The organism is Streptomyces sp. NPDC057697 (genome assembly GCF_042799335.1).
Classification (GTDB): domain Bacteria; phylum Actinomycetota; class Actinomycetes; order Streptomycetales; family Streptomycetaceae; genus Streptomyces.
In genome coordinates this window covers 49712-70989 of the sequence record NZ_JBHVJA010000008.1, presented here as the reverse complement: position 1 = coordinate 70989, position 21278 = coordinate 49712, and the positions used below count along the sequence as shown (strand labels likewise).

The following is a 21278-nucleotide window of genomic DNA, read 5'->3' as shown; positions in this document are numbered from 1 at the left end:
GCGGTCAGGCAGTACGCAGATAGTGGTCCAGGACCCGGACGCCGAAGTGCAGGGCCTCGACGGGGACCCGTTCGTCGACTCCGTGGAACAGCGCCTGGTAGTCGAAGCCGACGGGCAGCTTCAGCGGCGAGAAGCCGTAGCCGGTGATGCCGAGCCGGGAGAACTGCTTGGCGTCCGTGCCGCCCGACATGCAGTACGGCACGGTGTGGCCGGCCGGGTCGAAGCGTTCGATGGCGGCGCGCAGTTTCGCGAAGGTCGGCGAGTCGACCGGGGCCAGGAGCGGGACCTCGCGGTGGTGGAACTCCCAGTCGACGTCGGGGCCGGTGAGCCGGTCCAGGGTGGCGTGGAACTCGTCCTCGCCGCCGGGCACCATCCGTCCGTCGATGAAGGCGGTGGCGCGGCCCGGGATCACGTTGACCTTGTACCCGGCCTCCAGCATGGTCGGGTTGGAGCTGTTGCGTATGGTCGGTGCGACCAGGTCGGCGGCGGGGCCGAGCTTGCCGAGCAGTTCGTCCACGTCGAAGCCGGGGGCGTCGAGGTCGGGGTGGATGCCGTGCAGCGCGGCGATCTCGGTGAGTGCGGCGCGGACCGTCGGGGTGAGCCGGACGGGCCAGGTGTGCTCGCCGATCCGGGCGACGGCGGCGGCGAGTGCGCTGACCGCGTTGGCCTTGTTGACCTTGGAGCCGTGCCCGGCCTTGCCGTGGGCGGTGAGCTTCAGCCAGGCGGTGCCGCGTTCCCCGGCGGCGATGGGGTAGAGCGGCAGGTCGGGCCCGGCGTGGAAGGTGAAGGCGCCGGATTCGCTGATGCCCTCGGTGCAGCCTTCGAAGAGGTCCGCGTGCTGGTCGGCGAGGAAGCCGGAGCCGTCGTCGGCGCTGGCCTCCTCGTCGGCGGTGTACGCGATGACGATGTCGCGGCGGGGCCGGACCCCGGCCCGCGCCCAGGCGCGTACGACGGCCAGGACCATCGCGTCCATGTTCTTCATGTCGATGGCGCCGCGGCCCCAGACGACGCCGTCCCGGACCTCGCCGGAGAAGGGGTGCACGGTCCAGTCGGCCGCCTCGGCGGGGACCACGTCGAGGTGGCCGTGGACGAGGAGCGCGTCGGCGGACGGGTCGGTGCCGGGGATCCGGGCGACCACGTTGGTGCGTCCGGGGGTCCGCTCCAGCAGGGCGGGTTCCAGTCCGGCGGCGGCGAGCCGCTCGGCGACGTACTCGGCGGCCGGGCGCTCCCGGCAGTCGCCGCCGCCCCGGTTGGTGGTGTCGATCCGGATCAGCTCGGAGGTGAACGTCACCGATTCGTCGAGCGCCTGCCGGTCGACGCCGTCCTGGGTACCGGTCGCCTCAGCCATACTGCTCCTCCACGGCGGACGACACGATCGTCGTCACCGCCTTGAACGTGCGGATACCTTCGTACATCGTCGCGCTGGTGTAGGCGACGCGCCGTTCGCCGCCGGCCGCCACGCCCGGGACGACGGTGGCCGCCTGGGCCAGGTGTGCGGCGTCGAACTCCAGCTCGATGGTGAAGGGGCCGCCCTCCACCGGGGTGTGCCGCTCGGCGAGCACGGTGGCGTCCTTCGCCGCGGCGCGGATGTCCGCCGCGGTACGGGCCGGGGTGCGGCAGACCGCCGCGTACCGCGACACGTAGTCCTTGACCGCGACCTTGCGGGCCCGGGGGGCGTACGCCTGCGCGTCCACGCAGGTCAGGTCGTCGCCGGTGACGAGGACGACGGGCACACCGTATTCGGCCACCACATGCGCGTTGAGCAGTCCCTCGCTCGCGCGGGCGCCGTTGAGCCAGACCCCGGTGATGGAGTTCGCCAGATAGGTGTGGGCGAGGACCCCCTCCGCACCGGCGCCCGTGTGGTAGCCGACGAAGGCGATGGCGTCGACGTCCCCGTGCTGGATGCCCTCGACCATGGAGAGGGACTTGTGCCGGCCGGTGAGCATCTGGACCCGCTCGTCGAGCCGCTCCAGCAGGAGGTTGCGCATGGACCAGTGGGCCTCGTTGACGAGGACCTCGTCCGCGCCGCCGTCGTAGAAACCGAGCGCCGCCGCGTTCACGTCGGAGGTGAACATGGCGCGGCACCGCTCCCATTGGGGTGTGCCCGGCAGTACGTCGGCCGGCCAGGTCACACCGGTGGCGCCTTCCATGTCCGCGCTGATCAGGATCTTCATGCCGGGTCACGCTACGCGCCCGAGAACCGCCAGGCCAGAGCCCCGGAGACGTTCAATGGTCCAGTCCTCCGAAGAGAGTGACACGCAGGCCCCCAACAGGTGCATCACGGACACCCGCCGCGCGGCGGCGCCCTGCGCGCCTTGACACATTCCACTGTCCCAGACCATGATTCCATTAATTGACTAATGGAATTGAGGGAAGTGCATGGCAGGCACATTCACTGCGGACGGCACGTCCGGCGCGTGGGCCCTGGAGGCCCGGGGCCTGGGCAAGCGCTACCGTCGCGGCCCGGCGCTGCGGGACGTCTCGTTCCGGCTGCCGGCCGGCCGGATCTGCGGACTCGTCGGCCCCAACGGAGCCGGGAAGAGCACACTGCTGGGCATCGCGACCCGTCAGGTGCAGCCCACGGAGGGCGACCTCCGGATCTTCGGCGTCCCCGTGGACGACCCCGGGGTGATGCCGAAGTTCGCTTTCCTCGGGCAGGACAAGCCGCTGTTCAAGCGGTTCACCGTGGCCGAGACGCTGCGCATGGGCGCCGAGCTCAACCCCGGCTGGGACGCGGCCGCCGCCGAGCGGATCGTACGGTCGGGCCAGGTGCCGATGAACGCCCGCGTCGGCACGCTCTCCGGCGGCCAGCGCACCCGTGTGGCGTTCGCGCTGGCCTTCGGCAAGCGGCCCGATCTGCTGCTGCTCGACGAGCCGATGTCCGACCTCGACCCACTGGCCCGCCACGACATGAGCACCATGCTGATGTCGGAGGCCGTCGAGCGCGGCACGACCGTGGTGATGTCCTCGCACATGCTCTCCGAGCTGGAGGACATGTGCGACTACCTGCTCGTGCTCGCGGGCGGCAGCATCCGGATGGCGGGCGACGCGGACGCGCTCGTCCCGGCCCACGCGCTGGTGACCGGGCTCGCCCCGGAGGGGGACCTGGCCGCCGCGCTCGCTCCGCACACCGTGGTCGAGTGCCGGGTCCAGGGCAGGCAGTTCCACGCGCTGGTGCGGGTGAACGGTCCCCTGTCGCCCGACTGGGTCGTGGCCGAACCCAGCCTGGAGGAGGTGCTGCTGGCGCATCTCCGCTCGCCGGACGTGCCCCCGCTGTTCACACCCGGTGCCCGTTCCGAGGCCGAAGGGAGCCACACCTCATGAGCACCACCCTGACCGACGCGCCCCGCACGGAGCGCGCCCCCGGGCCCCGGCTGCTGCGCGGGCTGAGCTGGCTCGTGGTGCGCCAGCACCGGGCCATGCTGTTCAGCCTGCTGGCCCTGCTGGTCCTCGGCTCGATCTGGCTCGTCTACGAGCGCGGCAGCATGAAGGACTTCCTGGACGCCGCGGGCTGGCCTCAGAAGGAGCTGGCGCAGCCGTCGTTCGAGTCGGGCAGCACGGACCTCCTCGTCAGCGCGCTGGGCATGCTGCCGCTGATCCTCGCCGTCTTCGTCGGCGCCCCGCTGATCGCGGGGGACCAGGAACAGGGCACCGCGCAGCTGGTCACCACCCAGTCGGTCTCCCGGCTGCGCTGGGTGACGACGAAGTTCGTCTGGTGCTACGCGGGCGTGCTCCTGACCGGTGCGGTGCTCTCGGCGCTGTTCACCTGGTGGTGGAAGCCCTACCGTTCGGTGTTCCCCAGCTCGTGGTCGGACGGCGCGATCTTCGATGCCACCGGCCCCATGCTCCCCGCGCTCTGTCTCTTCCTGACCGCCGCCGGCATCACCATCGGTGTGCTGGTCCGCCGGGTCCTCACGTCCATGGCGATCGCCTTCGTCCTCGCCTCGGGGTTCGGCGTCTTCTTCGACCGGATGATCGTCCACCTCGCCCCGACCCGCACGCTCGTCTACCCGCTCGACGCGGACATGCCCTCGCGGCTGCACGAGTCACTGGAGGTGGACCGCTGGATCGGCTCCGCCGACGGCCGTCTGTACGGCTGGGGCCTGTGCTCCAAGGAGACCGAGGCCGCCTCCGACGCGTGCGTCAAGAACCACGGCATCGTCAACAACGTCTACGAGTACCTCGGCTTCGACCAGATGGCGGCCATGCAGTGGACCGGGGCGGGCATCCTGCTCGCGGGTACTGTCGTCCTCACCGCCTTCGTCCTGTGGCGGGTGTCCCGTCGCCCCCTCTAGCGCCCGCCGGCGCGGGTGCACGGGGACTTGGCAGTCGAAGGGGAGGTGAAGGCAGTGGTCGTGTTCCGCATCGACCGGCGCAGCGGTGTGGCGACGTACCTCCAGATCGTGCGCCAGGTCGAACAGGCGCTGCGCATGGGCGCCCTGGAGGAGGGTGACCGGCTGCCCACGGCCGCGCAGGTCGCGGCCGACACCAAGGTCAACCCGAACACCACCCTCAAGGCGTACCGCGAACTGGAACGCGCGGGTCTCGCCGAGGTCCGGCAGGGGGCGGGCACCTTCATCACCCGCTCCCTCGCCCCGGCCCAGGCGGGCGCCGACTCGCCCCTGCGCGCCTCGCTCGCCGCGTGGCTGGACGAGGCGCGGGCGCAGGGGCTCACCGGCCAGGAGGTCGACGCCCTGTTCCGGTCGGCCCACGCGGCGGTGTTCCCGCCCGGGACCGACGGCGGCTGAGCGGCGCGGCCGCGCGTGCCGGGGTGTGCGGCGGCTCCGGTCCCGGCAGGGGCCGGAGCCGCCGTGCGTCACCGCGGCGCCGGGTGGTCGCCCGTGGCGCCGTCGGTCCGCTCGCGCAGCAGGTCCGCGTGGCCGTTGTGGCCGTTGTGGCCGTTGTGGCCGTTGTGGCCGTTGTGGCCGTTGTGGCGGGCGTACTCCTGAATCATCGTCAGATACACCCAGCGCAGACTGCCGGTCCGGCCACGGCTCGCCGACACGAACGTCTCGTCCGGGCCGCGCCCCGCCACGGCCGCCTCGCACGCCTCGGTCTCGGCGCGGTGGACGGCGAAGTCGCGCTCGGCGTGCGCGGCGTCGACCCCTTCGAACCCCTCGTCGCGTCGCCCGGACCGGTGAAGACATCACCGACCGGTTCACCCGCGAAGCTCCGCCGGAACCACCGGCGCTCGGTCTCCGCCATGTGCCGCACCGGGCCGGGAAGGGCGGGACCGGACGGCGCGGCGGCGGTGCGCGCGAGCTGGGCCGGGGCGAGCCCGGCGCACTTGGTGAGCAGCGTCTCCCGGTGCCGGCGGAGCCGGCCCTCCAGCACGACCCTCTCGTCCGTGGCGCTCGGGACGCTCAGCTGGTCCCCGTCGGCCGTCGTACGTGCGATGCGCGGCGCTGTCCATGTCCTGACGGTGATCCCGCACCGCGGTGGCGGCGGTGCGGGGCGTGCGCCGCGCGGACCGCTCAGGTCAGTTCCCGCAGCAGCGGTTCCGGGTCCGCGAGCAGGAAGAGATGACCGGCCTCGGGGATCGTGCGCAGCTCGGCCCCCGGAATCTGCGCGTGCGCCCACCGGGCCACCTCCACGGGCACGTTGCCGTCCGCCTCGCCGTGGAGGAACAGGGTCGGCACGGCGACCGAGCCCAGCGGGTCCGGCAGCGGGCGGACATAGCCGGCGAGGTCGGTGATGGCCGCGTCCACACCCTGACGCTGCCCCTCCGCCGTATCCAACTGGGACAGCGCCGCGAAGGCGGGGGTGGTCATGATCAGCCGGTCGGAGCGGGGCCAGGCGTCGAGGTTCGGTTCGCGCCTCGCCTTCTTGAAGACCCCCTTGCCCGCGAGCATCGGCCGGGCGATCGCCGGAGCCCAGACCACGACCCGGTTCAGCCACTTGACCAGCGGGATCCGGCGCGCGTACGCCTCGCGCGGCGCTCCGGGCACCGCGGCGCACGCGAGGATCAGCCGGTCGACCCGCCCGGGGTGCCGCTGGGCCGCCGAGAGCGCGTACCCGCCGCCGCCCGAGATCGCCACGAGCGTCGCCCGTTCGTGGCCGAGGTGGTCCAGCAGGGCCACGAAGTCGTCGTTCCAGCGGTGGAAGCCCCGGCCCGGTACGGGATCGGTCTCGCCGTACCCGGGACGGTCCGGGAAGACCAGGTGCAGGCCCGCGTCCGTCGCCGCCTGCCGCAGCGCGAGTCCTTCGTAGCGGCTGCCCGGGGTGCCGTGGAGCACGATCACGGGCGGGGCCGCGGGGTCGCCGTAGGAGCAGTACGCGATGCGGCGCCCGTCCGGGGCCGTCAGCCGGTGCGTCTGCGGCAGCTCCGTCTCCGGTGCCTTCGGCGATTCCGTCGGGTCCGTCGGGTCCGTCGCGGAGGGGGTCATCTCTGCTCCTCGTGGGGTACGGGGGTGGCGGCAGCGGCGGCGATCCCGCCGATGACGAAGTCGAGGCCGAAGGCGAACCTGCGGTCGTAGTCGTGGTGGTCCACGAAGACCGAAGCGACCCGGCGCTCCGGCGGCAGCTGGTGCAGTTCCAGATCGCCCCGGCCGAGGCGGATCGCCACATGACCGGTCACGAAGTCGTGCAGGGTGCCGTAGGCGTACGCGGCGGACTCCTCGTCGAGCCCCGCGCTGCGCAGCGCCGCCACGACCCGGTACGCGACGTCGTCGGCGCCGGGCCCGACGAGGGAGGCGCGGCGGTGCGCCTCAAGGATCACCGGGTGGCGCATCAGCAGGTCGTGGAGCGTTTCCGCGAAGAGCCGGACGGTGGCGCGCCAGTCGTCCGGCCAGTCCACCGACCGGGTCACCTCGCCGACGATCCGGGAGACCAGCGAGTGCTGGAGCGCGTCGATGCCGCCCGTCGTGCGGTGGATCGCCATCGGTGAGACGCCCAGCCGGTCGGCCAGCGCGCGGAAGCTCACCGCGTCGAGCCCCTGGTCGTCGGCGAGCTCGGTCGCCGCGTCCAGGACCGTGTCGAGCGTCACCGCCCGGGGACGGCCGTTCTTCGGAGTGCTTGCCTTCTCGACCCTCATGCACGCACCATATCGATACGCGTAACGAAACTTCAATGGGAGCGCGCATGACGGAGTTGCACGAACTCACCGCCCTGGAACTGGCCACCGCCTACCGGCGCGGGGAGACCGGCCCGGTCGATGTCGTGGAGCATCTGCTGGCCCGGATCGGCGACGGCGACCGGGTGGGTGCGTTCACCACCGTCTCGGCCGACCGGGCCCGCGCCGCGGCGGCCGGGGCCGAACGGGCCCTGCGCTCGGCGGACCGGGACGGGCTGCCGCGCCTGTTCGGCGTGCCCACCGCCATCAAGGACCTGGAGGCCACCGCCGGTGTGCGCACCACGCTGGGATCCGCGCTGTTCCGCGACTGGGTCCCCGGACACGACGACGAGATCGTCGAGGTCATGGCCGACGCGGGGCTGATCAGCCTCGGCAAGACCACCGTTCCCGAGTTCGGGGCCGCCTGCTACTCGGAGCCCGAGGTGGCCGCCCCCGCCCGCAGCCCCTTCGACCTCGGCCGCAGCGCGGCCGGGAGCAGCGGCGGCGCCGCCGCGGCGGTCGGTGCGCTGCTGGTGCCGATCGCGCAGGGCAGCGACACCGCCGGTTCGGTGCGCTCCCCCGCGAGCGCCTGCGGGGTGGTCGGGCTCAAGCCCAGCCGCGGGCTGATCACCGCGGGTCCGGACGGCCACGACGGGATGGGGCTCTCGGTACGGGGGCCGCTCGCCCGCACCGTCCGCGACACCGCCGCCTTCCTCGACGCGCTGACCACCCGTACCGGCGTCGGCACCGTGCATCCGCCCCGGGTGGACAGCTACGAGCGCGCCTGCGACGTGCCCGTGCCGCGGCTGCGGATCGCGCTCGCCCAGGGTTCGGTCTCCGGCGCCCCGGTGGACCCCGAGGTCGCCGCCGCCGCCGAGCTCACCGCCCGCACGCTGGCCGGACTCGGCCATGAGGTGTTCGCCCGGGAGCAGGCGCCCGACCCGGAGTTCACCGAGAACTTCCAGATGATGTTCACGGCGCTGGTCGGCTCCCGGACCATGGCGCTCGACGGGGCGTCGCTGCGCCCGATCGTCCGCCATCTGCGGTCCCGCTCCCAGGACTTCACCTCGGGCGAGCTGGCCGCCGCGATCGGCGTCGTACAGGCGCGGGCACGGGCCTGGACGCTCGCCCACGCGGACGCGGACGTGGTGATCACCCCGACCGTGACGGCCCCGCCGACGCTCGTCGGCGGGCTTCGCGACGACACGGACCCGGCGGCGGAGCTGGCCGCGATGACCGCGTTCACGGGCAACACGATCCTGGCGAACGCCACCGGGTTCCCGGCCATCAGCCTCCCGCTGGGCTGGAGTGCGCGGGGCCTGCCGCTCGGGGTCTCGCTCACGGCGGGCTGGGGCCGCGAGGACCTGCTGCTCGGCGTGTCGGCCGGCCTTGAGGAGGCCCTGCCATGGGCCCACCGCTACGGCGGCCGGGACGCGGCGCAGACGCCGTAGCGGGCCCCGCCCGGCCAAGGACTGTCTTCGAACCGCACGGCGGGCGCGGTTCGAAGACAGGCCCTGCTCGCCGGTGGCGCCGTCGACGCGCTTCCGGAGCAGGTCCGCCCGGCCGTTGTGGCGCGCGTGCTCCTCGATCGGGTGCGTGAGGACATACCGCAGCGAGAACACCTCGTCGCCATGGCTCCCGGTGGTGTCGAGGGACTCGGCGGCCTCGACGCGATCGTCCCGCCGGGGCCACCCTCAACCCCTCGAACACCGACTACCGCGCACCGGCCCCGGCCGTCGCCGAGCGGCGGCGCGGGGCCGTCGGCCGGACGGCGCGGCCCGAGCGCCGTTCCGTGATCCGCGGCGGGCGGGCCGTGCCCCGGCGCCCGGCCGGGGCCCGGCCGGGGCGAGTGGCGCCGACGCCGCCGCGCTACCGCCCTCCCCCGTTCCCGTTCCCGCGCCCGGCCGGTGCCAGTACGAACCAGCGCGCGGGCAGCGCGACCCGGGTTCCGTCGGGCAGGTACTCGGTCTGGGCCAGGGCGGTCGCCCCGTCCGCCAGCGTGGCGAGACCGGCGTCCCGGAGCAGCCGGCGCACCTCCTCCTCCGAGGCGCTCGCGGGCTTGAGCCCGTGGTCGAGGACGCGGCGCAGCTTCTCCGGCGGTCCGTCCGGGCCCTGCGCCACCTGCTGGAGCACATCCTTGGAGGCAGGCGTCGGCTCGACGACGAAGGCCCGCCCCCGCTCCCCCAGCAGCGTCGCGACGGCGGCGGCGACCGCGGCCCTGGCCTCGGGCTCGCTCTGGTGGATCACCGCACGCATGTAGACGTTGGTGTCGCCGGTCCGCTCGTGCAGGGCCGCCACCGCCGCCGCGTCGACGAGATCGAGCTGGGCGAACTCGGCGACGCCCCCGGGGTCCGCGCGGCGGGCGTGCGCGATCGCCGCGTGCGAGAGGTCCACCCCGATCGCCCGGCGGAAACAGGTGGCGAGATAGCGGGTCTGGGTGCCGTTGCCGCAGCCGAGGTCGACGACGGGCAGCGAGGTGTCGGCGTGCGGCAGGAGCAGTTCGGCGTGGGGCGCGGAGGTGAGCAAGGGCTCGGAGTCCCAGATCGCCTCGCCGGGTGTGTCCGAGGTGGCGGACCAGTAGCCCTCCCATGCCTGGCGGTACCGCTGCGACACGTCCATGCGCACTCCCGGGTCCGTTCGTCCTGCACCATTGCGTTCAGGACCGGACTACCCTCCCGGGACGGCCACGGCAAGAGCGCGCACAGCATCCGCCCGCTCGCCGCGAGGCATTCACCGTCCGTGCGACCGGGGGCGCGGGACACCGCCCAGCGCCTGCTCGAACCAGACGGTCTTGCCGTGCGCCGTGGTGCTGGTGCCCCACTCCCGGGCGAGGCTGCTCACCACCAGCAGACCGCGGCCGGACTCGTCGTGACAGGCCGCGTCGAGCAGGGTGGCCGGGGCCGGTTCGTCGTCGCTGACCTCGCACAGCAGGGCTCCGGTGCGGACCAGACGGAGCCCGATGTGATGGCACCGGCTGTGCTTCACCGCGTTGGTCACGAGCTCACTGACCATCAGCTCGGCGGCCTCCACCGCGTCCGGCAGCGCCCAGTCGAGCAGCTTCCCGCGCACCAGGCGCCGGGAGCGCGCCACTTCGCGCGGGTCCAGGGCGAGTTGCCATTCGGCGACCTGGCCGTCCGGGATGCCGTTCAGCCGGGCCATCAGCAGCGCCACGTCGTCCTTGCGGCCGCCGCGCGGATTGAGGGCCCGGATGATCGTGTCGCAGGCGTCGTCCATGGAGGCGGCGGGGTGGGCCGCCGAGGCACAGAGCGCGGCGAGCCCGGCGCCGATGTCCTGGCCGCGCACCTCCACCAGGCCGTCCGTGCACAGGATCAGACGGTCGCCGGGACGCACCCGCACGGTCGCGGTCTCGAAGGCGACACCGCCGACGCCGATCGGGGCGCCGGTGGGCAGGGCCAGGAGTTCGGACCGGCCGTCCTCGGCGCGGACCAGCACGGGCGGGATGTGCCCGGCGTTGGCGATCTGGATCTCGGACCGGATCGGGTCGTAGACCGCGTAGAGGCAGGTCGCCAGATACTGCTCGCCGAGGCGCTGCGCCAGGTCGTCGAGATTGCGCAACAGCTGGGCCGGTGGCATCTCCATCATGGCCATGGTCAGCACCGCGGTGCGCAACTGACCCATCATCGCGGCCGAGTTGAGGCCGTGTCCCATGACGTCACCGACCACCAGCGCGGTCCGCGAGCCGGGCAGCTTCACCGAGTCGAACCAGTCGCCGCCGATCCTCCCCTGCCGGGCGCCGGGCAGATAGCGGGTCGCGATGTCGCAGCCCGCCATGCGCGGTTCGACCTGGGGCAGCATGCTGTCCTGAAGGGTGTCGGCGACGTTCTCCTGGTACGTGTACATGCGCGCGTTGTCGAGCACGAGCCCCGCACGGGCGGCGAGTTCGGCGCCCGTGGTGCGGTCCATGTCGTCGAAGGGCTCCCGGCCGGGACGGCGCATCAGGACCATGAAGCCGAGCACCACGTCGCGCGCCTTGAGCGGCACGATGAGCAGCGAACGGTGGGTGATCAGCGGGCGCAGGTCGCGCTTCTCGAACTCGCCCGAGATCCGGTTGCTCAGCTCCTCGCCGACGTACGGCACGAGCACCGGCTCGCCGGTGACCATGCACTGGAAGAACGGGGTGTGTTCGGGAAAGGCGATGGACTCCCCGACCGGGACGGTGTCGTCCCAGCGGCCCGGTTCGTCGTTGTGCTCGACCCAGACCCGGTGCCAGACGGTGGTGACGTCGGGCGGCCCGTCCGGGAAGCCCTCGCCGGCCAGGACCGCTTCGCGCAGGTGCGTGCCCGCGAAGTCGGTGAAGCGGGGCACGGCGGCGCTGGTGACCTCGCGGATGGTGCGTTCCAGATCGAGGGAGGTGCCGATGCGGCCGCTGACCTCGTTGAGGAACTCCAGCCGTTCGCGGACCGCCGCGTATTCGAGGTCCAGTTCGGGGCGGGGTACGGCGCGCGGCTCGGGCGTCCCGCCGCCGTCGCGGGGGCCGGGGGCGAGGGCGCGGACGGTGTGCCGCGGCACGCCCCAGTCGGGGGTGACCGGGACCCGGCTCAGATGGCTGAACTCCAGGACTGGATAGCCGAGTTCGAGGACCTGGGCGACGATCCTGGTCGCCTCCCCCACGCTCATGCTGGGCAGGATCTCGGGCAGTCGGCCCGCCAGTTCCTGGTAGCCGGGGAAGTCGGTGTGGAGCGCGAAGGCGGGGGCGACCGTACCGGTGTCCCGGCCGTCCGCCCCGTCGCCGCTCACCCGGGCGGCGTCCGCGGCGAGCACCAGGAGCCGCCCGGAGCCCGCGCCGACCAGCGGATAGGCCCACCACAGGACGTCGATCCTGCCCCGTTCCGGTTCGTCGATCCTGGCCCGGCCCGAGGCCGGGTGGCAGAGGGGAGCGCCCGGTACGCCGTCCAGCTCCGGGTCGAATCCGCCGCGGTCCTCCTCGGTCCGCCCCAGCACACCGCCGACCGGGAGCAGTTCTCCGGCCGGGCAGCCGAGCGCGTCCCGGCGGGCGACGCCGAAGAGCCGTCCCGCGCCGCTCGACCAGTGGGAGACGAGGCCGTTCTCGTCGACCACCGCGACGGCCAGCGGCACCCGGCCCGTCGAGGCGTCACGCGGCAGTGGTGTCCGCTGTGCCGGCACATCGCGATCCATGGCTGGACGGCTCCTTCCCCCCGCAACGCTCTGCGGCTCGTGACTCCACGGTACGGCCCCGCGGCCGGCGCCCGCCGGTCATCGGCCCAATCGCCGACCGCGGTGGTGCGCCCGGCGCACGGGCGGGCGCACCGAGTGGTCCGGACATGGCTGACGGGCCACCCGGGAGGACCACCGGCCGGCTCTCGGCCCTCCGGACGGTCAGTCCTCGTGGCCGAGTTGGAGGTCGCGCTCGGTGCGCCCGCCGCCCGCCACCTGGAGGACGGTGGCCACCGGCGGATATCCGGCCGCGATGACGGTGTACTCGCCGGTGGACAGGTCCACGAACCGGAAGGCCCCGTCGGGCCCGGTGGTGAGGGTGTCGACCACATTGCCCGCCGCGTCCAGGAGGGTGACCCGGGCGTCCTCGACGGGGCGCCCGCCGCTCGCCCGTACGATGCCGCGCAGCACCGCGCCCCCGGCCAGTTCGATGTCCTGCCGGGTCTCCCTGGCCGCCTGCACGCTCACCGGCAGCGCGGCGGGCCGGAAGGCGGGGGCGCTGGCGGCGAGGGTGTACTCGCCTGCCACCAGTTCCGTGATCACATAGCCGCCCTCGCGGCCGCTGCGGGTGGAGGCGACGACTTCGCCGCGGACGTCGGTGAGGGTGACGGCGGCGTCCCGCACCGGGGTGCCGTCCGCGGTGAGGACGGCCCCGGCCAGGCGCCCGGCGCCGCCGAGCACCACGTCGAGCTCGACGGGCCGTTCGCCCACGGTGACGCTGACGGCCTGCGGCTGGTGTCCGCCGGCCGCGGCGATGAGGACGTACGGACCGGCGCCGGGCACGCTGAGCGCGTACCGTCCGTCGTCGCCGCTCGCGCCCCGTCCGACCTGCTGGCCCTGGACGTCGATGAGGGTGAGTGCGGCGTGCGGGACCTTCGTCCCGTCGGGATGCTGGACGCTGCCGCGGACCGGCACGCCCGGGGGGCGGCCGGGCGGCGGCGCGGCGGCCTCGGTGGCCGAGGTGGTGCGGGCGGCCGGAACGGTCACGGACTCGGCGGTGTTGTCGGGGCTGTGGTGGGACACCAGCGGTTTCTCCTTGAGGAAGAAGGCGAAGAACATGCCGAGCGCGAGCACCGGCACGAGGTAGAGGAAGATCCGCGGCATCGCGTCGGCGTACGCCTGGATGTAGCTGTCGCGCAGCGCGGGCGGCATCGCGTGGACCAGCTGCGGGGTGATCGACTCGGGGTCGGGGAGGTCTGCGCCGGACGGCAGCCGGTCGGCGAGCGCGTCGGCGAGGCGGCCCGCGAAGAGCGTCCCGAAGACGGCGGCGCCGACGCTGCCGCCGATCTGCCGGAAGTAGTTGTTGGCGCTGGTGGCGGAGCCGATGTCGGCGGGGGCGACGGAGTTCTGCACGGCGAGCACCAGCACCGGCATGATCAGCCCGATCCCGATGCCGAGGACCGCCTGCGCGATGCTGTACTCGATGCGCGGGGTGTCGGTCTCCAGGCGGGAGAGCAGCCACATCCCCACCACCGAGGTCGCGCCGCCGAGGATCGGGTGGACGCGGTAGCGGCCGGTGCGGGAGATCAGCTGGCCGGAGACGACGGACGCGATGACGATGCCACCCATCATCGGGAGCATCAGCAGTCCGGATTCGGTGGCCGTGGCGCCGTCCACCATCTGGAGGAAGGTCGGCAGATAGCTGGCGGCGCCGAACAGCCCCACCCCGACGACCGCCCCGACGAGAGCGGTCACATTGAAGATCGAGTCGCGGAACAGCCGCAGCGGGATGACGGGTTCGGCGGCCCGCTGCTCGACGACCAGGAACAGCAGAGTCGTTCCGGCGGCTCCGGCCCCCAGCCCCAGGATGGTGGGTGAGCCCCACGCGTACTCCGTGCCGCCCCAGCTGGTCAGCAGCACCAGGCAGGTGGAGGCGGCGGCGAGGAGCAGCGCGCCGAGCACGTCGAGCCGGGGGCGGACGGTGGGCCTGGGGAGTTTCAGCACGACGGTGATGACGGCGAGGGTGATCAGGCCGAACGGAACGTTGATGTAGAAGCACCAGCGCCAGGAGGCGTGGTCGGTGAAGAAGCCGCCGAGCAGCGGACCGGCCACCGAGGCGAGTCCGAACGCGGCGCCGATGAGCCCCATGAAGCGGCCGCGCTCCCGGGGCGGTACGACGTCCGCGATGATCGCCTGGACGCCGATCATCAGTCCGCCGCCGCCGATGCCCTGGACGGCGCGGAAGGCGATCAGCTCGTCCATGGTGCGGGACCAGCCGGCGAGTGCGGAGCCGATGACGAAGACGACGATGGCGAACTGGAAGACGCCCTTGCGGCCGAAGAGGTCGCCGAGCTTTCCGTAGATCGGCAGTCCGATCGTGGAGGCCAGCAGATAGGCGGTGACCGCCCAGGACATCTTCTCCAGGCCGTGCAGCTCGCCGACGATCTTCGGCAGTGCGGTGGCGACGATCATCTGGTCGAGCGCCGCGAGCAGCAGCGTGAGCATCAGCCCGAGGAAGAGCAGCCGGATGGAGCGGGGGCTGGTCTCCGGTACGCCGGACGGGGCGGGGGCCTCCCCGGATCCGGCGGGCGGTGCCGGGGGCGGTACGGCGGCCGCACCGGCGCTCCCCGCGCCGTCCGGCTCCTCCTCCAGCAGAGTGATCCCACCCACCACGTACCGCTCCCCTCGTCGCGTCTGCGCCGCCCATTTCTCGCATTGTGCGATCGGGGAGGGCAAACGCGACGGGGGGCGTCGGCGGCGCACGCCGGGGGCTTAACTCCCGGTGGGAGGCGCTACGGCGCACCACCGGCGGGCCGGTGAAAACCACCCGAACCGGTGAGGCCGGTCAAGAGCGGGGAGGGCTACTTCTCGACCTCGGTGGCGAGATTCTGCAGCAGCTCGTCGTAGATCCGCCCGAGGCCCTTCGGAGCGAAGGTCTTCTCGAAGAATCCGCCGATGCCGCCGGCACCGTTCCAGACGGTCGAGACGACGGCCCTCGACCGGCCCTCACCGGCCGGGGTGACGGTCCAGGTGGTGACCATCGAGGAGTTGCGGTCCTTCTCGACGAGTTGGCCGTCGGTGGGCTCGGTGACCTCCAGCAGGCAGTCGCGCACCCGCTTGCTGGTGGCCTGGAGCTTCCAGTGGACGAGGGTGCCCTCGCCGTCACCGCCCTCACGCACCTCGTACTCGCTGAAGTGGCCGGGCAGCACCTTGCCCCGGACCTCCTTGTAGTCGGCCAGCGCGTCGAACACCGTCTCCGCGTCCGCCGCGATGACTCGTTCCGTCGTGGCCTCGACCTGCGCCATGGCTGTTCCTCCAGCACTCGGTTGTTCGGGGGTGTGCTGAGCCAACCACCTCCGGGACGCCGCTCAAAATCCGGTCCGGGACGAAGGGAAGAAAACGATCAAGGGAACAAGTGTTCTATTCTCTGTCCAGCACTACCGAGGAGGCGTCCATGCGCTGGGACAATCTGGTCGAGAACCCCGCCGTGACCGGGAACAGCGCGCTCTTCACCGCCGACGCGGTGACCACGCGCACCTTCGACACCCCCGAGTTCCGGGGGATCACCTTCCACGAGGTCCGCGCCCGTTCGATCGTGAACCGGGTACCGGGCGCGTCACGGATGCCGTTCGAATGGACGGTCAATCCGTACCGGGGCTGCTCGCACGCCTGCGTCTACTGTTTCGCGCGCAAGACCCACAGCTATCTGGACCTCGACACCGGACTCGGCTTCGACTCCCAGATCGTCGTCAAGACCAACGCCCCCGAGCTGCTGCGCGCCCAGCTCGCCTCCAGCCGCTGGCACGGCGCACACATCGCGATGGGCACCAATGTCGACTGCTACCAGCGCGCCGAGGGCCGGTACCGGCTGATGCCCGGCATCATCTCGGCCCTGCGCGACCACGCGAACCCTTTCTCGATCCTGACCAAGGGAACGCTGATCCTGCGCGACCTGGAGCTGCTGCGGCAGGCCGCCGAGGTCACCGACGTCGGCATCTCCGTCTCGGTCGGCTTCGTCGACGACGCACTGTGGCGCACCGTCGAGCCCGGCACCCCGTCCCCCGGGCGCCGCCTCGACGCCGTCCGCACCCTGAGCGACCACGGCATCGACTGCGGCGTACTGATGGCCCCCGTCATCCCGTTCCTCGGCGACCACCCGGACCAGCTGCGCGCCACGGTCCGCGCCGTCGCCGCCGCCGGGGCGACCTCGGTCACCCCGCTCGTCCTGCATCTGCGGCCCGGCGCCCGGGAGTGGTACATGCAGTGGCTCGGCAACCACCACCCCCATCTGGTGCGGCGGTACGAGCGGCTGTACGCCGAGGGGGCCTACGCGCCCAAGTGGTACCAGCGCCGCATCACCCGGTACGTCCACGAGCTGGCGGCCGAGTTCGGCATCGGGCCCTCGCACCGCGGCACCGCCCGGCGGCTCCCCGTACGCGGGGAACAGCCCCCGGCGCCGGACGGCCCCACCCAGCTCACCCTGCTCTGAGCAGCCCGGACCACCGCCGGAGGCCCGGACGGACCGATCAGGGCAAACGGGTCAACTCTCGACATATCGGGTCCTTCTTGGGGTGAATGCGGGGAGCATGCGGCGGGGGCTGCGCCACGCGCAGCCGTGTTTCCCCCATCACGGGAGGCCATATGACGAAACGTTCAGGAATTCTGTTCGCCATCGGTGCGACGGTCGCCGGTCTGGTGACCGCCGCACCGCCCGCGGCGACCGCCGACAACGGCGCGCGGCCCGCCGCCACGAAGCTCGAATGGACCGGCTGCGGCACCACGTCGTATCCGCGGCTGCAGTGCGCGACGGTCAGCACCCCGCTCGACCACGACGACCCGACGGGCCGCCGGATCACCCTCGCCCTGTCCCGTGTCCCGCACACCGCGAAGACCTTCCAGGGCCCCCTGCTCGTCAACCCCGGCGGCCCCGGCGGCAGCGGCCTGACCATGGCCGGATTCGTCGCGTCCGCACTGCCGAAGGCCATCGCCTCCCAGTACGACGTGATCGGCTTCGACCCGCGCGGCGTCGGCCGGAGCAGGCCGGCACTGGACTGCGTACCGAAGTACTTCGAGCCGCTGCGCCCCGACTCGGTGCCGGACTCGCCCGGCGCCGAGCGGGCCAACCGGGACCGGGCCCGTTCGTTCGCGGAGGCGTGCGGGCGCGAGTACCCGGACCTGCTGCCCCACATGGACACGGTCAGCACCGCGAAGGACCTCGATGTGATCCGGCGGGCCACCGGCGCCCGGCAGCTCAACTACTTCGGGTACTCGTACGGCACCTACCTCGGCGCGGTGTACGCCAAGCTGTTCCCGGAGCGGGTGCGACGCCTCGTCCTCGACTCGAACGTCGACCCGGACGGCGTCTGGTACGACGACAACATCGGCCAGGACTACGCCTTCGACGCCCGCCACAAGGCGTTCGCCGCCTGGGTCGCCAGGCACGACGCCACCTACGGGCTCGGCACCGACCCGGCGAAGGTCGAGCGCGCCTGGTACGCGATGCGCGCGGCCGTCCGGGCGCACCCCGCGGGCGGAAAGGTCGGCCCGAGCGAACTGGAGGACACCTTCCTGCCGGGCGGCTACTACAACGGGTACTGGCCCTATCTGGCCGAGGCGTTCGCCGCGTACGCCGAACACGGCGACCAGGACGCCCTCGTGAAGGCGTACAAGAAGTTCGGCGCGGTCGACGCCGAGGGCGACAACGGGTACTCGGTCTACACGGCCGTGCAGTGCCGCGACGCCCCGTGGCCCCGGCAGTGGAACACCTGGCTCTCCGACAGCCGGCGGGTGCACGCCAAGGCACCCTTCTTCGCCTGGAACAACAACTGGTACAACGCCCCGTGCGCCGACTGGCCGGTCGAGCCGCTGAATCCGGTACGCGTCTCCAACAGCACCCTCCCGCCGGTGCTGCTCTTCCAGGCGACCGACGACGCGGCGACACCGTACGAGGGCGGCGTCACCCTGCACCGCAGACTGCGCGGCTCCAGCCTGGTCGTCGAGCAGGGCGGCGGCAACCACGGCATCACGCTGGGCGGCAACGACTGCCTGGACACCTACCTCGCGGACTATCTCGCCAAGGGCACCGTCCCGCGCGGCGGGGGCGGCCGGGCCGACGCGGACGCGGTGTGCGCCAAGTCCCCCGACCCGCAGCCGCTGACCGGTGAGGCGGCGGCCAAGGCGGCGCGGCGGACGGTCTCCGGCGACAGGGGCGCCACCCTGCACGGACTGCTGGGCTTCCGGGGCTGACGGCCCGCGGCCCGGCCCGGCGCACCCGCCGGGCCGGGCCCGTACACAACAGGGCCGCCGGACTTCTCAGACCGCGCCCAGGCGGCCGAGCGCGTCGCGCGCCGCGCCGCCCAGCCTCGGGTGCGGCAGTGCCGTCTCCAGGAGCGGGCGGGCCCGCTCGTCCCCCAGCCGTCCGAGCCCCTCCACACAGGCGAGCGCCACCCGCCAGTGCGGATCGTCCGTGGCCAGCAGCCGTTCCAGGGTGCTCATCAGCGCCGGTACGGATTCGGGGGCGCGCAACTCGGTGAGCAGCCGCACCGGGTGCAGGGCGTACGCGGTGCGCAGGGAGTTGGTCGCCAGAGCGGCGGCGGCGCGGGGGGTGCGGGGGTCGCCGAGGAGGGCCAGGGCGTGGGCGGCCGAGACGCAGCGCTCCGGGTCCCGGTGGTTGAGCAGCAGCACCAGCGCCTCGAAGGCCCGCCGGTCCCCGCCGCAGCCCAGCCGGAAGGCGGCCATCTCCCGGGCCCAGAGCGGACGTTCGCGTTCCACCAGGACCCGGGCCAGTGCCTCCGCCTCCTCGGTGGCGAGCAGCGTGCGGAACGCCGCCGACTCCCCCGCCGCGTCGGCCTCGTCGGCCAGCCGGTCCGCCAGCGACCGGAACTCCTCGCCCATGACCGTCAGCATATCGGCGGGGACCCTGCGTAGCGAGGGGGCGGGAGAATGTGTCCTGACGCACAGCGTCCCGGGGCTGGCGCGCTCATTACCGGGCGGTTAATCTCATGTGAGCGGGACACGATTCCCCGCCCGCTCCGGTGGCCTGGTGACGCAGCCATCCGGAGTGCCTGTCGGTTCGGCGGTTCCACGAGACGTGACTCCGGGACAGAGTCCGTCGCCCCTTCCGGGTCCCGGTGTGCTCCGCGCACCCCGGCCCCGAGCACCACGACACGCAACTCCCGCACGGCGCGCGCCGGTTCCCCCTGCCCCATTGCGCCCCGTGCCTCCTCACAGTCGTCACTCATTCTCTGGAGTCCCGTGATGGACATCCCGCTCAGCACCATCGCCGTCGTCGGTCTCGGCACCATGGGCACCGGCATCGCCGAGGTCCTGGCCCGCGCCGGCCACGAGGTCATCGGCATCGACATCAGCGAAGCGGCCGCCCGCCGGGCCGTCGCCGCCCTGGACGCCTCGACCGCCCGCGCCGTGCGGCGCGGGCGGCTCACCGAGGAGGAGCGGAGCGACGTCCTCGCCCGGTTCCGCACCTCCCCCGGCCTCCCGGCCGCCGCGGAGGCGGAGCTGGTGATCGAGGTCGTGCCCGAGTCGTACGAGATCAAGCAGCAGGTCTTCCGGGAACTCGACGCGATCGTCTCCCCCACCGCGATCCTGGCGACCGGTACCAACGCCCTGTCGGTGACCCGGCTGGCCGCCGAGTCGCTGCGCCCCGAGCGCGTGCTCGGCCTGCACTTCTTCAACCCTGCACCGGCGATGAAGCTGGTCGAGGTGGTCTCCTCGGTGCTGACCGCGCCGCCGGCCGTCGAGGCAGTCACCGCGCTCGCCCGCAGCCTGGGCAAGGAGCCGGTCGCGGTCGGCGACCGGCCGGGTTTCGTCGCGGACGGGCTGCTGTTCGGATACCTCAACCAGGCCGCCGCGATGTACGAGGCCGCCTACGCCTCCAGGGAGGACATCGACGCGGCGATGAAGCTCGGCTGCGGGCTGCCGATGGGCCCGCTCGCCCTGCTCGACCTGATCGGGATCGACACCGCCCGTACCGTCCTGGAGGCGATGTACGCGGAGTCGCACGACCGGCTGCACGCCCCGGCGCCGGTGCTCAGGCAGCTGAGCGAGGCGGGGCTGACCGGCCGCAAGGCGGGCCGCGGCTTCTACACCTACGAGGGGGCCGGCAGCCCGGCCGTGGTGCCGGACGCGCTGACCCCGCGCGACGACGCGTCGGCGGTGGCCGGGCGCCCGGTGCGCACGGTGGGCGTGGCGGGCTCCGGGACGATGGCCTCGGGGATCGCCGAGGTCTTCGCGAAGGCCGGGTACGACGTGGTGCTCGCCGCCCGGAGCCAGGAGAAGGCGGACGCGGCGAAGGAGCGGATCGGCGCGTCGCTGGGGCGTTCCGTCACCAAGGGGCGGCTGACGGCCGGGGCGCGGGACGGGGCCCTGGCCCGGATCACGGCGGCCGGTTCGCTGGACGCCTTCGCGGACGTCGATCTCGCGGTGGAGGCCGTCGCCGAGGACCTGGCGGTCAAGCAGCAGCTGTTCGGGACCCTGGACAAGGTCTGCAAGCCCGGTGCCGTCCTCGCCACCACCACCTCGTCGCTGCCGGTGGTGGCGATCGCACGGGCCACCTCGCGCCCGCAGGACGTGGTCGGGATGCACTTCTTCAACCCGGCACCGGCGATGAAGCTGGTCGAGGTGGTCCGTACGGTGCTCACCGCCGACGACGTCCGCGCCACCGTCCGCGAGGTGTGCGGCACGGTCCGCAAGCACCCGGTGGACTGCGGGGACCGGGCCGGTTTCATCGTCAACGCGCTGCTGTTCCCGTACCTCAACAACGCGATCAAGATGGTCGAGGAGCACTACGCGACCCTCGACGACATCGACGCCGCGATGAAGCTGGGCGGCGGCTACCCGATGGGCCCGTTCGAACTGCTCGACGTCGTCGGGCTCGATGTCTCGCTGGCCATCGAGAAGGTGCTGCACGGCGAGTTCCGTGATCCGGGCCTGGCCCCGGCGCCCCTGCTCGAACATCTCGTGGCCGCGGGCTGCCTCGGCCGCAAGACGGGGCGCGGCTTCCGCGAATACGCCCGGCGCTGAGCGGTCCCGGCGGTGGGCGGCGCGGATGCGGGAGCGGGGCCGGGGCGCGTGC

General features: G+C 73.0%; 16 protein-coding genes and 2 pseudogenes. 7 read left to right on the top strand and 11 right to left on the bottom strand.

Annotated features, from left to right (window positions below):
• Nucleotides 1-4: 4 nt before the first annotated feature.
• Both ACFVFH_RS21265 and ACFVFH_RS21260 read right to left on the bottom strand, forming a co-directional pair.
• Complete coding sequence (locus ACFVFH_RS21265; protein WP_383770947.1) at nucleotides 5-1348, bottom strand: M20/M25/M40 family metallo-hydrolase; 1344 nt, start codon at nucleotides 1346-1348, stop codon at nucleotides 5-7.
• Nucleotides 1341-2174, bottom strand: coding sequence for a M55 family metallopeptidase (locus tag ACFVFH_RS21260; protein ID WP_383770944.1), 834 nt, complete (start codon nucleotides 2172-2174; stop codon nucleotides 1341-1343). Before ACFVFH_RS21260 ends, ACFVFH_RS21265 begins: the two co-directional genes overlap by 8 nt.
• 205 nt (nucleotides 2175-2379) lie before the next feature.
• On the opposite strand from ACFVFH_RS21260, the gene ACFVFH_RS21255 reads away from it, so the two are divergent.
• From ACFVFH_RS21255 to ACFVFH_RS21245, 3 genes are read left to right on the top strand one after another with little or no spacing between them, the layout of a single operon-like run.
• Nucleotides 2380-3324, top strand: a complete 945-nt coding sequence (locus ACFVFH_RS21255; RefSeq protein ID WP_383770942.1) for an ABC transporter ATP-binding protein — start codon at nucleotides 2380-2382, stop codon at nucleotides 3322-3324.
• A complete protein-coding gene (locus ACFVFH_RS21250; RefSeq protein WP_383770940.1) occupies nucleotides 3321-4295 on the top strand; it encodes an ABC transporter permease subunit in 975 nt (324 codons plus the stop codon). The genes ACFVFH_RS21255 and ACFVFH_RS21250 overlap by 4 nt, the downstream gene beginning before the upstream one ends.
• Nucleotides 4296-4340: 45 nt before the next feature.
• Nucleotides 4341-4748 carry a GntR family transcriptional regulator gene (locus ACFVFH_RS21245; RefSeq protein ID WP_383771528.1) on the top strand — a complete coding sequence of 136 codons (408 nt, stop codon included), beginning with the start codon at nucleotides 4341-4343 and terminating at the stop codon, nucleotides 4746-4748.
• A 68-nt stretch (nucleotides 4749-4816) separates the two neighbouring features.
• On the opposite strand, the pseudogene ACFVFH_RS21240 reads toward ACFVFH_RS21245, so the two are convergent.
• The 3 genes and pseudogenes from ACFVFH_RS21240 to ACFVFH_RS21230 form a co-directional block, all read right to left on the bottom strand.
• Nucleotides 4817-5334, bottom strand: a pseudogene (locus ACFVFH_RS21240) (DUF664 domain-containing protein).
• A 140-nt stretch (nucleotides 5335-5474) separates the two neighbouring features.
• The gene (locus tag ACFVFH_RS21235) at nucleotides 5475-6386 is read right to left on the bottom strand and encodes an alpha/beta fold hydrolase (RefSeq protein WP_383770937.1); all 912 of its coding nucleotides are present in this window, start codon (nucleotides 6384-6386) and stop codon (nucleotides 5475-5477) included.
• A complete protein-coding gene (locus ACFVFH_RS21230) occupies nucleotides 6383-7033 on the bottom strand; it encodes a TetR/AcrR family transcriptional regulator (RefSeq protein WP_383770934.1) in 651 nt (216 codons plus the stop codon). Before ACFVFH_RS21230 ends, ACFVFH_RS21235 begins: the two co-directional genes overlap by 4 nt.
• Before the next feature lie 47 nt (nucleotides 7034-7080).
• On the opposite strand from ACFVFH_RS21230, the gene ACFVFH_RS21225 reads away from it, so the two are divergent.
• Nucleotides 7081-8502 (top strand): amidase, encoded by a 1422-nt coding sequence (locus ACFVFH_RS21225; RefSeq protein WP_383770931.1) that lies wholly within the window; start codon nucleotides 7081-7083, stop codon nucleotides 8500-8502.
• 90 nt (nucleotides 8503-8592) lie between these two features.
• On the opposite strand, the pseudogene ACFVFH_RS21220 reads toward ACFVFH_RS21225, so the two are convergent.
• The 5 genes and pseudogenes from ACFVFH_RS21220 to ACFVFH_RS21200 all read right to left on the bottom strand — a co-directional run.
• Nucleotides 8593-8715, bottom strand: a pseudogene (locus ACFVFH_RS21220) (DUF664 domain-containing protein); the annotation flags it as partial.
• Nucleotides 8716-8920: 205 nt separating this feature from the next.
• Nucleotides 8921-9670 (bottom strand): methyltransferase domain-containing protein, encoded by a 750-nt coding sequence (locus tag ACFVFH_RS21215; RefSeq protein WP_383770928.1) that lies wholly within the window; start codon nucleotides 9668-9670, stop codon nucleotides 8921-8923.
• Between the two features lie 111 nt (nucleotides 9671-9781).
• On the bottom strand, nucleotides 9782-12208 hold the full coding sequence (locus ACFVFH_RS21210; protein ID WP_383770925.1) for a SpoIIE family protein phosphatase: 2427 nt from the start codon (nucleotides 12206-12208) through the stop codon (nucleotides 9782-9784).
• A gap of 201 nt (nucleotides 12209-12409) precedes the next feature.
• Nucleotides 12410-14860 carry an MFS transporter gene (locus tag ACFVFH_RS21205; protein WP_383770923.1) on the bottom strand — a complete coding sequence of 817 codons (2451 nt, stop codon included), beginning with the start codon at nucleotides 14858-14860 and terminating at the stop codon, nucleotides 12410-12412.
• 188 nt (nucleotides 14861-15048) lie between these two features.
• Nucleotides 15049-15492: an SRPBCC family protein gene (locus ACFVFH_RS21200; protein ID WP_383770921.1), complete on the bottom strand. Its 444-nt coding sequence runs from the start codon at nucleotides 15490-15492 to the stop codon at nucleotides 15049-15051.
• Nucleotides 15493-15641: 149 nt separating this feature from the next.
• Between ACFVFH_RS21200 and ACFVFH_RS21195 the strand changes: the two genes are divergently transcribed.
• Both ACFVFH_RS21195 and ACFVFH_RS21190 read left to right on the top strand, forming a co-directional pair.
• On the top strand, nucleotides 15642-16676 hold the full coding sequence (locus ACFVFH_RS21195) for an Rv2578c family radical SAM protein (RefSeq protein ID WP_383770918.1): 1035 nt from the start codon (nucleotides 15642-15644) through the stop codon (nucleotides 16674-16676).
• Between the two features lie 152 nt (nucleotides 16677-16828).
• On the top strand, nucleotides 16829-18433 hold the full coding sequence (locus tag ACFVFH_RS21190; RefSeq protein ID WP_383770915.1) for an alpha/beta hydrolase: 1605 nt from the start codon (nucleotides 16829-16831) through the stop codon (nucleotides 18431-18433).
• 66 nt (nucleotides 18434-18499) lie between these two features.
• Here ACFVFH_RS21190 and ACFVFH_RS21185 read toward each other — a convergent pair whose 3' ends face one another.
• Entirely contained in the window at nucleotides 18500-19081 is a 582-nt protein-coding gene (locus ACFVFH_RS21185) for a HEAT repeat domain-containing protein (RefSeq protein WP_383770912.1), read from the bottom strand.
• A 363-nt stretch (nucleotides 19082-19444) separates the two neighbouring features.
• Between ACFVFH_RS21185 and ACFVFH_RS21180 the strand changes: the two genes are divergently transcribed.
• The gene (locus ACFVFH_RS21180; protein ID WP_383770909.1) at nucleotides 19445-21226 is read left to right on the top strand and encodes a 3-hydroxyacyl-CoA dehydrogenase family protein; all 1782 of its coding nucleotides are present in this window, start codon (nucleotides 19445-19447) and stop codon (nucleotides 21224-21226) included.
• Nucleotides 21227-21278: the final 52 nt, after the last annotated feature.

What these genes read in the sequence shown, in the direction of transcription:
- ACFVFH_RS21180 (WP_383770909.1), top strand. Translation starts at nt 19,445, where the DNA reads ATGGACATCCCGCTCAGCACCATCGCCGTCGTCGGTCTCGGCACCATG.
- ACFVFH_RS21195 (WP_383770918.1), top strand. Translation starts at nt 15,642, where the DNA reads ATGCGCTGGGACAATCTGGTCGAGAACCCCGCCGTGACCGGGAACAGC.
- ACFVFH_RS21230 (WP_383770934.1), bottom strand. Translation starts at nt 7,033, where the DNA reads ATGAGGGTCGAGAAGGCAAGCACTCCGAAGAACGGCCGTCCCCGGGCG.
- ACFVFH_RS21210 (WP_383770925.1), bottom strand. Translation starts at nt 12,208, where the DNA reads ATGGATCGCGATGTGCCGGCACAGCGGACACCACTGCCGCGTGACGCC.
- ACFVFH_RS21250 (WP_383770940.1), top strand. Translation starts at nt 3,321, where the DNA reads ATGAGCACCACCCTGACCGACGCGCCCCGCACGGAGCGCGCCCCCGGG.
- ACFVFH_RS21215 (WP_383770928.1), bottom strand. Translation starts at nt 9,670, where the DNA reads ATGGACGTGTCGCAGCGGTACCGCCAGGCATGGGAGGGCTACTGGTCC.
- ACFVFH_RS21225 (WP_383770931.1), top strand. Translation starts at nt 7,081, where the DNA reads ATGACGGAGTTGCACGAACTCACCGCCCTGGAACTGGCCACCGCCTAC.
- ACFVFH_RS21190 (WP_383770915.1), top strand. Translation starts at nt 16,829, where the DNA reads ATGACGAAACGTTCAGGAATTCTGTTCGCCATCGGTGCGACGGTCGCC.
- ACFVFH_RS21235 (WP_383770937.1), bottom strand. Translation starts at nt 6,386, where the DNA reads ATGACCCCCTCCGCGACGGACCCGACGGACCCGACGGAATCGCCGAAG.
- ACFVFH_RS21265 (WP_383770947.1), bottom strand. Translation starts at nt 1,348, where the DNA reads ATGGCTGAGGCGACCGGTACCCAGGACGGCGTCGACCGGCAGGCGCTC.
- ACFVFH_RS21260 (WP_383770944.1), bottom strand. Translation starts at nt 2,174, where the DNA reads ATGAAGATCCTGATCAGCGCGGACATGGAAGGCGCCACCGGTGTGACC.
- ACFVFH_RS21255 (WP_383770942.1), top strand. Translation starts at nt 2,380, where the DNA reads ATGGCAGGCACATTCACTGCGGACGGCACGTCCGGCGCGTGGGCCCTG.
- ACFVFH_RS21200 (WP_383770921.1), bottom strand. Translation starts at nt 15,492, where the DNA reads ATGGCGCAGGTCGAGGCCACGACGGAACGAGTCATCGCGGCGGACGCG.
- ACFVFH_RS21185 (WP_383770912.1), bottom strand. Translation starts at nt 19,081, where the DNA reads ATGGGCGAGGAGTTCCGGTCGCTGGCGGACCGGCTGGCCGACGAGGCC.